This is a genomic window from Stutzerimonas stutzeri SDM-LAC (assembly GCF_000235745.1).
In the GTDB taxonomy this organism is placed as follows: Bacteria; Pseudomonadota; Gammaproteobacteria; order Pseudomonadales; family Pseudomonadaceae; genus Stutzerimonas; species Stutzerimonas stutzeri_H.
In genome coordinates this window covers 1-7,761 of record NZ_AGSX01000106.1, presented here as the reverse complement: position 1 = coordinate 7,761, position 7,761 = coordinate 1, and the positions used below count along the sequence as shown (strand labels likewise).

General features: G+C 60.8%; 6 protein-coding genes. 2 read left to right on the top strand and 4 right to left on the bottom strand.

Annotated features, from left to right (window positions below):
• Positions 1-13 precede the first annotated feature (13 nt).
• The 4 genes from PSTU_RS0111030 to PSTU_RS0111015 all read right to left on the bottom strand — a co-directional run bounded on the left by PSTU_RS0111030 (position 14) and on the right by PSTU_RS0111015 (position 5,422).
• A complete protein-coding gene (locus tag PSTU_RS0111030; RefSeq protein WP_019341085.1) occupies positions 14-2,848 on the bottom strand; it encodes a valine--tRNA ligase in 2,835 nt (944 codons plus the stop codon).
• A gap of 146 nt (positions 2,849-2,994) precedes the next feature.
• Positions 2,995-3,360 carry a hypothetical protein gene (locus PSTU_RS0111025; RefSeq protein WP_019341084.1) on the bottom strand — a complete coding sequence of 122 codons (366 nt, stop codon included), beginning with the start codon at positions 3,358-3,360 and terminating at the stop codon, positions 2,995-2,997.
• A 126-nt stretch (positions 3,361-3,486) separates the two neighbouring features.
• Positions 3,487-3,906, bottom strand: coding sequence for a DNA polymerase III subunit chi (locus PSTU_RS0111020; RefSeq protein WP_019341083.1), 420 nt, complete (start codon positions 3,904-3,906; stop codon positions 3,487-3,489).
• 22 nt (positions 3,907-3,928) lie between these two features.
• A complete protein-coding gene (locus PSTU_RS0111015) occupies positions 3,929-5,422 on the bottom strand; it encodes a leucyl aminopeptidase (RefSeq protein ID WP_019341082.1) in 1,494 nt (497 codons plus the stop codon).
• Positions 5,423-5,607: 185 nt separating this feature from the next.
• On the opposite strand from PSTU_RS0111015, the gene lptF reads away from it, so the two are divergent.
• Both lptF and lptG read left to right on the top strand, forming a co-directional pair.
• On the top strand, positions 5,608-6,729 hold the full coding sequence (lptF, locus tag PSTU_RS0111010; RefSeq protein WP_019341081.1) for an LPS export ABC transporter permease LptF: 1,122 nt from the start codon (positions 5,608-5,610) through the stop codon (positions 6,727-6,729).
• On the top strand, positions 6,722-7,761 hold a 1,040-nt coding region (lptG, locus tag PSTU_RS0111005), incomplete at its 3' end, for an LPS export ABC transporter permease LptG (RefSeq protein WP_019341080.1). The genes lptF and lptG, both read left to right, overlap by 8 nt.

The window sequence follows — 7,761 nt, the reverse complement described above, 5'->3', positions numbered from 1 at the left end:
CCTTTTTGCTTCGTTACAGACTGGCGATGCGCTCGCGCTGTTCCACCAGTCGCGCTTTAGCCTGCTCGGCCTCGGTCAGTTTGGCGCGCTCCTTGTCGATGACTTCAGCCGGCGCCTTGTCGACGAAGCCGGCGTTGCCGAGCTTGCCGCCCACACGCTTTACTTCGCCATCGAGCCGGCCGATTTCCTTATCCAGGCGGGCAAGTTCGGCGTCCTTGTCGATCAGGCCTGCCATGGGCACCAGCACCTGCATATCGCCCACCAGAGCGGTAGCGGACATCGGCGGTTCTTCGCCTTGAGTGAGGATGCGAACGCTGTCCAGCTTGGCCAATTTTTTCAGCAGCGGTTCGTTATCTACGAGGCGACGCTGATCGGATTCACTGGCGTCACCCAGCACGACGTCGATGCGCTTGGCCATGGAGATGTTCATCTCGGCGCGAATCTGGCGAATGCCGAGCATGAACGCCTTGACCCACACGATGTCGCCTTCGGCTGCCTCGTCGATGCGCTCCGGATTGAATTCCGGCCAGGGCTGCAGCATCAGGGTCGGGCCGGATTTGCCCGCCAGCGGTGCGACGCGTTGCCAGATCTCTTCGGTGATGAACGGCATGAAGGGATGCGCCAGGCGCAGTGCGGTTTCCAGTACCCGAACCAGCGTGCGGCGGGTGCCGCGCTGGCGTTCGAGGCTGGCGCTCTCGTCCCAAAGTACCGGTTTGACCAGTTCGAGATACCAGGCGCAATACTCGTCCCAGATGAATTCGTAGAGCGCCTGCGCGGCCAGGTCGAAGCGGAAGGCCTCAAGCTGGCGGGTCACTTCTGCTTCGGTGCGTTGCAGCGAGGAGATGATCCAGCGATCCACCGAAGACAGCTCAGCCGCTTCGCCATTGACCGCGGTGTCTTTGCCTTCGGTGTTTTCGAAGACGAAGTTGGCAGCGTTCCAGATCTTGTTGCAGAAGTTGCGATAACCCTCGACGCGACCCATGTCGAACTTGACATCACGACCGGTGGAGGCCAGCGAGCAGAAGGTAAAGCGCAGGGCATCGGTGCCATAGCTGGCGATGCCTTCGGGGAATTCTGCGCGGGTCTGCTTGGCGATCTTCTCGGCCAGCTTGGGCTGCATCATGCCGCTGGTGCGCTTTTGCAGCAGCGCATCCAGCTCGATCCCGTCGACGATGTCCAGCGGGTCCAGCACGTTGCCCTTGGACTTGGACATTTTCTGGCCTTGGCCATCGCGGACCAGACCGTGCACATAGACGGTCTTGAACGGAATCTGCCCGGTCAGATGAGTCGACAGCATGATCATGCGGGCGACCCAGAAGAAGATGATGTCGAAGCCGGTGACCAACACATCGGTTGGATGGAACGTCTTGAGGAAATCGGTCTGCTCGGGCCAGCCGAGCGTGGAGAACGTCCACAGGCCGGAGCTGAACCAGGTGTCCAGTACGTCTTCGTCCTGACGCAGTTCGACGTCGTTGCGCAGGTTGTACTTACGGCGGACCTCGACTTCGTCACGGCCGACGTAGACGTTGCCCGCTTCGTCGTACCACGCCGGAATGCGGTGACCCCACCAGAGCTGACGGCTGATGCACCAGTCCTGAATGTCGCGCATCCAGCTGAAGTACATGTTCTCGTATTGCTTGGGCACGAACTGGATCTCGCCGCTTTCCACAGCCTTGATCGCCTTGTCCGCCAGTGGCTTGGTCGAGACATACCACTGATCAGTCAGCCAGGGCTCGATGATGGTGCCGGAGCGGTCGCCCCGCGGCACCTTCAGCGCATGGTCGTCGATCTTCTCGAGCAGGCTCATGGCGTCGAATTCGGCAACGATGGCCTTGCGCGCATCGAAGCGGTCCATGTGCGCATAGCCGTCTGGCAGGCTGCCGTCGACCTTATCGTTCAGCGAGCCGTCGATGTTGAACACCTGGGCGCGCGCCAGAATGCAGGCGTTCTGGTCGAAGATGTTAATCAGCGGCAGGTGATGGCGCTTGCCGACTTCGTAGTCGTTGAAGTCGTGCGCCGGGGTAATCTTCACGCAGCCGGTGCCGAACTCGAGGTCGACGTAGTCATCAGCCACGATCGGAATCAGGCGGTTCACCAGCGGCAGCATGATGTGGCGGCCGATGAGGTTCTTGTAACGCTCGTCCTCGGGGTGAACCGCAACGGCGGCGTCGCCCAGCATGGTTTCCGGACGGGTGGTGGCAACGATCAGGTAGTCCTTGCCATCGGCCGTCTTGCAGCCATCGGCCAGCGGGTAGCGCAGGTGCCAGAGGTGACCTTTCTCGTCGTGGTTCTCGACTTCGAGATCGGAAATTGCGGTGTGCAGCTTGGTGTCCCAGTTGACCAGGCGCTTACCGCGGTAGATCAGGCCATCTTCATGCAGCCGAACAAAGGCTTCCTTCACGGCGTTGGAAAGGCCGGCATCCATGGTGAAGCGCTCGCGTGACCAGTCCACCGAAGAGCCCAGGCGGCGGATCTGACGCGTGATGTTGCCGCCGGATTCCTCCTTCCATTCCCAGACCTTCTCGAGAAACTTCTCGCGGCCCAGATCGTGACGGCTGACGCCCTGGGCGCCGAGTTGGCGCTCGACCACCATTTGCGTAGCGATGCCGGCGTGATCGGTGCCCGGTTGCCACAGCGTGTTGCGGCCCTGCATGCGACGGAAACGAATCAGCGCATCCATGATCGCGTTGTTGAAGCCATGACCCATGTGCAGGCTGCCGGTAACGTTCGGCGGCGGGATCATGATGGTGTAGGACTCGCCTGAACCCTGGGGGGCGAAGTAATTGTTCGATTCCCAGGTCTGGTACCAGGAAGTTTCGATGGCATGCGGCTGGTAGGTCTTATCCATGCGGCGGGACCCTTAGAACGGCTGATCGGAAAAGCGGGCAAGTATAAAGGCAAAGTAGACGATCGGCAGGGTTGCGATGCCGCTTTTGTCCCGTAGGCACAGTTGAGCTGCGCGTGAATGCCTGTTCCGGCGCCGTTGCCAGAGAATCAGGCGCGATGCGACTTGATCAGCTGCTCGGCGCGGGTTTCCAGGCGAACCCGTAGTTCGGCTTCGATCTGCGGCACGAAGTCATCGATGACCTCCTGCAGGATCAGTTGCGCGGCATTGCGCAGCTCGTGGTCGAGATGGCGTTCGGCGAGCGTTCGAAAGGCTGTACGCACGGCCGGCTCGCGTGGCTCGATCTCAGGTTCGGCTGCCGGTTCCGGCGGGTATTCGACGATATCCGAAAGCATGGGAATGCTATCGGAGTCCAGCGTCTCGCCCAGCAGGGGCGGCTCCTGGTCGCCCAACAGCGCGCGAATGGATTCCAGGTCATCGAGAAGGTGGGCTTTGGGGGGGCGCGATTGCGTCATGTACGGGGCATCCGGAATTGAGCGTCCAGGCGTATTAAGGGTGATCCTGATCGGGCATTGGCCCACAAACTATCGATGCCGATCAACGGCGGGCTCGGCGGCTCCTTCGCTTGCGGCCAGCACTCATTACAGCTCGACTCTCTTGGGATCATAGCCACGCTGCCGGTAGAGGCGAAAATTGTCCCGGCAGACGGTCAGCAGCTCAGGCTGCTGATTGACGATTTCGATCACCCGGCTGAACCGGTCAGTGTGCGGCGACAGGGTGGGTGACAGATTGATCAACAAACCCTGCGTGGCGGCGGGTGGCTGCTCGGTGCCGATCACGACGGGCGCTTGAGGATAGTCGTCATGAAGCTCATGCGGGATGAAGCGCTCGGCGCGAAAGCTCCAGAGCAGCTCGTCCAGTTCATTGCACTGCTGGTTATCCTGGCAGCGAATGAATACCGACAGGCCGTGCTGCCAGCCCTTGCTCGCCAGTTGGCAGGCCGCTCTTGCACGGCCTGCTGGTTCGCTGTCAGGCAATACGTAAAACTCGATTCGCGTCATGCCCAGCTTCCGCTCGTTTGGCTCATGCCTGCTCGGCTCGGTCCAGCAGATACTGGGTCAGCAGGGGGACTGGGCGTCCCGTTGCGCCTTTTTCCTTGCCGCCACTGATCCAGGCGGTCCCAGCGACGTCCAGGTGCGCCCAGGGATAGGCCTTGGTAAAGCGCGAAAGGAAGCAGGCAGCGGTAATGGTGCCGGCCTTGGGGCCACCAATGTTGGCGATGTCAGCGAAGGGGCTGTCCAGCTGTTCCTGATATTCATCGAACAGCGGCAGTTGCCAGGCGCGGTCGCTGGCTTTCTGGCCGGCGCCCAGTACCTGCTGCAGCAACTCATCGTTATTTCCGAGCAAGCCCGAGGTGTTGCTGCCCAGCGCCACGATGCATGCGCCGGTCAAGGTGGCAATATCAATCACGGCCCGCGGTTTGAAGCGTTCGACGTAGGTCAGTGTGTCGCAAAGCACCAGGCGTCCTTCGGCGTCGGTGTTGAGTATCTCGACGGTCTGGCCGCTCATGGTAGTGACAATGTCACCGGGGCGGGTGGCGTTGCCGCTGGGCATGTTTTCCGCGCAAGCGAGAAGGCCGACGAGGTTGATCGGGAGCTCAAGTTCCAATGCGGCCCGGAAGGTGCCCAGCACGCTGGCGGCGCCGCACATGTCGTACTTCATTTCGTCCATGCCCTGGCCGGGCTTGAGGCTGATGCCGCCGGTGTCGAAGGTGATGCCTTTGCCGACCAACGCGTAGGGCTGTTCGCCCTTTTTTCCGCCGTTGTACTGCATGACGACGATACAGCCGGGCTGATCGCTGCCCTGGGATACAGCCAGGAAGGAGCCGGCACCGAGTTCACGCAGCTTCTTTTCGTCCAGAACCTCGACTTTCAGGCCTTTGAAGGTCTTGCCAAGCTGCTTGGCCTGCTCGGCCACATAGCTTGGGTGGCAGATGTTCGGCGGCAGGTTCCCAAGGTCGCGGGCGAAACTCATGCCGGCGGCAATCGCCGCGGCGTGGCGAGCGGCCTGCTCGACACGCGCCTGATCGGCCTTGTCAGTCAGAAGGGTTATCTTGCCGAGCTTCGGTTCGTCGTTCTTCTTGCTCTTGAACTGGTCAAACACGTACTGACCATCGGCCAGTACCTCGACCAGCATGCGGGCGCGCGCATAGCTGTCTCGGTCCTTGACCTGCACATCCTGCAGGGCAAAGGTCGCATCACCGCCGGCAAGGCCTTTGAGTGCGCCGAGAGCGGCGCCGGCGATCTTGCGCCATTGACGCCCGTCGCGCTCGTCATCCTTGCCCGTGCCAACCAGCAGGACGCGATCGGCCTTGAGATTTGGCAGGCTATGCAGCAACAAGGTCTGCCCGGCCTTGCCGTTCAAGTCGCCGCGCTTGAGAACTGCGCTGATGGCACCGCCACTGGCCTGGTCCACAGACTGGGCTGTGGCGCCGAGCAGGCCCTCTTCGCCAACGGGCAGAACCAGGGTGGCAGTTTTTGCCGCAGCTGCTTTGGTGTTCTTTACAACAAATTCCATGGCGTCGAGTCCCCAAGACAAAGAGTCGGGTTTGCAGGATAATGCCGGGCTTGTTTTCCGGTGGTTCGTCTACCGGGGCGTTGGGAAATGCTGAGTGAATCCAACGTCCTGTTACGGGCGGGCCGGCTGCTTGGCGGCTAGTTTGAGCGTAGCCGCCGGAGCCTGACAACCCTGGAGTGTCCGGTTTGATCGTCTTTCGTTACCTGTCCCGCGAGCTGCTGGTCACCCTGAGTGCGGTAAGTGCCGTGCTGCTGGTGATCATCATGAGCGGCCGTTTTATCAAATACCTGGCGCAAGCCGCACAGGGGCTGCTCGATCCGGCCGTGCTGCTGATGATCATGGGGTTCCGTCTGCCGGGGTTCCTGCAGCTGATTCTGCCGCTAGGTTTGTTCCTGGGCATCCTGCTGGCCTATGGGCGGCTTTACCTCGATAGCGAGATGACCGTTCTCTCGGCCACCGGCATGAGTCAGCGTCGACTGCTCGCCTATAGCCTGGCGCCGGCCGCGTTGGTTGCCGCGCTGGTTGGCTGGCTGAGCCTCGGCTTGGCTCCGCAGGGCGTTGCCGAGGTTGATCGTATTCTCAATGAGCAGGATTCTTTGACTGAGTTCGATACGCTGGTGCCAGGGCGTTTCCAGACCCTACGCGACGGAACTCGGGTGACCTATACCCGCGAGCTGACTGACGATCGCACCGAGCTGGCCGGCGTGTTCATCTCCGAGACCAATCTATCCAGCGCGACCGGTGAAAAGCGCGGGCTCTCCGTGCTGGTGGCTGAAAGCGGACGCCAGGAAATCCAGCCTGACGGAAGTCGCTACCTGATCCTCGAGAACGGCTATCGCTATGACGGTAACCCGGGGCAGGCTAATTATCGGGCGATCCAGTACGACACCTATGGCGTGCTGCTGCCCCGGCCGGAAGTTAGCGTCGAACTGAGCGAACGAGAGGCAATGCCGACGCTTGATCTGCTTGGGAGTGACAATATTCGTTTGCAGTCCGAACTGCAGTGGCGGCTGTCTTTGCCGCTGCTGGTGTTCGTCGTCACACTGCTCGCGGTCCCGTTGTCGAAGGTCAATCCACGCCAGGGGCGCTTCCTGAAACTGCTGCCCGCAATCCTTTTGTATATGGCTTACCTTGCGTTGCTCATCGCAGCACGCGGCTCCCTGGACAAGGGGCGGATACCGCCGATGTTGGGGCTCTGGTGGGTACACGGAATCTTCTTTGCGATAGGGATGCTGATGCTTTACTGGGAACCGTTAAGGCTTGCCATCAGCAAGCGTCGCAGCCTGTCGAGGGCCGCTCATGCGTAAGCTCGATCGCTACATCGGCAGTCACGTGCTGCTGGCGATTCTGACGGTGCTGGGCATCATTGTCGGGCTGGCCTTGTTGTTCGCCTTTATCGACGAGCTGGGTGATGTGAAAGGCAGCTACGGCACCTTGAACGCTGCCGTTTATGTGTTGCTGACCACGCCTTCGCGAATCTACGAGATGTTGCCGATGGCGGCCCTGATCGGCTGCCTTATAGGGCTTGGCACACTGGCGAGCAGTAGCGAGCTGACCATCATGCGCGCTGCCGGCGTGTCTCTCGGGCGAATCGTGCTGGCCGTGATGAAGCCGATGCTGTTGCTGCTTCTGATCGGTGTACTGATTGGTGAATATGTATCGCCCTGGAGCGAAAACATTGCTCAGGCCAACCGATCTTCGGCTCAGGGCGCCGGTGAAGCCCAGAGCAGCAAGCGTGGGCTCTGGCATCGTCAGGGTGACGAGTTTGTGCATATCAATGCGGTGCAACCCAGCGGTTTGCTGCTCGGCGTCACCCGCTACCGATTTGACGAACAACGGCAGTTGCTATCGGCAAGTTTTGCGCGCCGTGCACGTTATGAGGACGATCAATGGTTGCTCAGCGATGTTGCTACCACGCATTTTCGAGGCGACCACACTGAGGTGACCAAGGTCGCCGAGGAGCGCTGGGATGTGCAACTGACGCCACAGCTGGTCAGTACGGTAGTGATGGAGCCGGATGCGTTGTCGATCACCGGGTTATGGCGCTACATCCATTATCTGGGCGAGCAAGGGTTAAACAATGGTCGCTACTGGTTGGCGTTCTGGAGCAAGGTGTTGCAGCCGGCCGTAACGGTGGCGCTGGTATTGCTGGCAATCTCGTTCATCTTTGGCCCGCTGCGCTCTGTGACGCTCGGTCAGCGTATCTTCACCGGCGTCATAGTTGGTTTCGTATTCCGCATTTTGCAGGACCTGCTGGGGCCGGCGAGCCAGGTGTTCGGCTTCTCGCCGCTACTGGCGGTGGCGGTACCAGCGGCTATCTGCGCGCTGGCAGGTGTCTG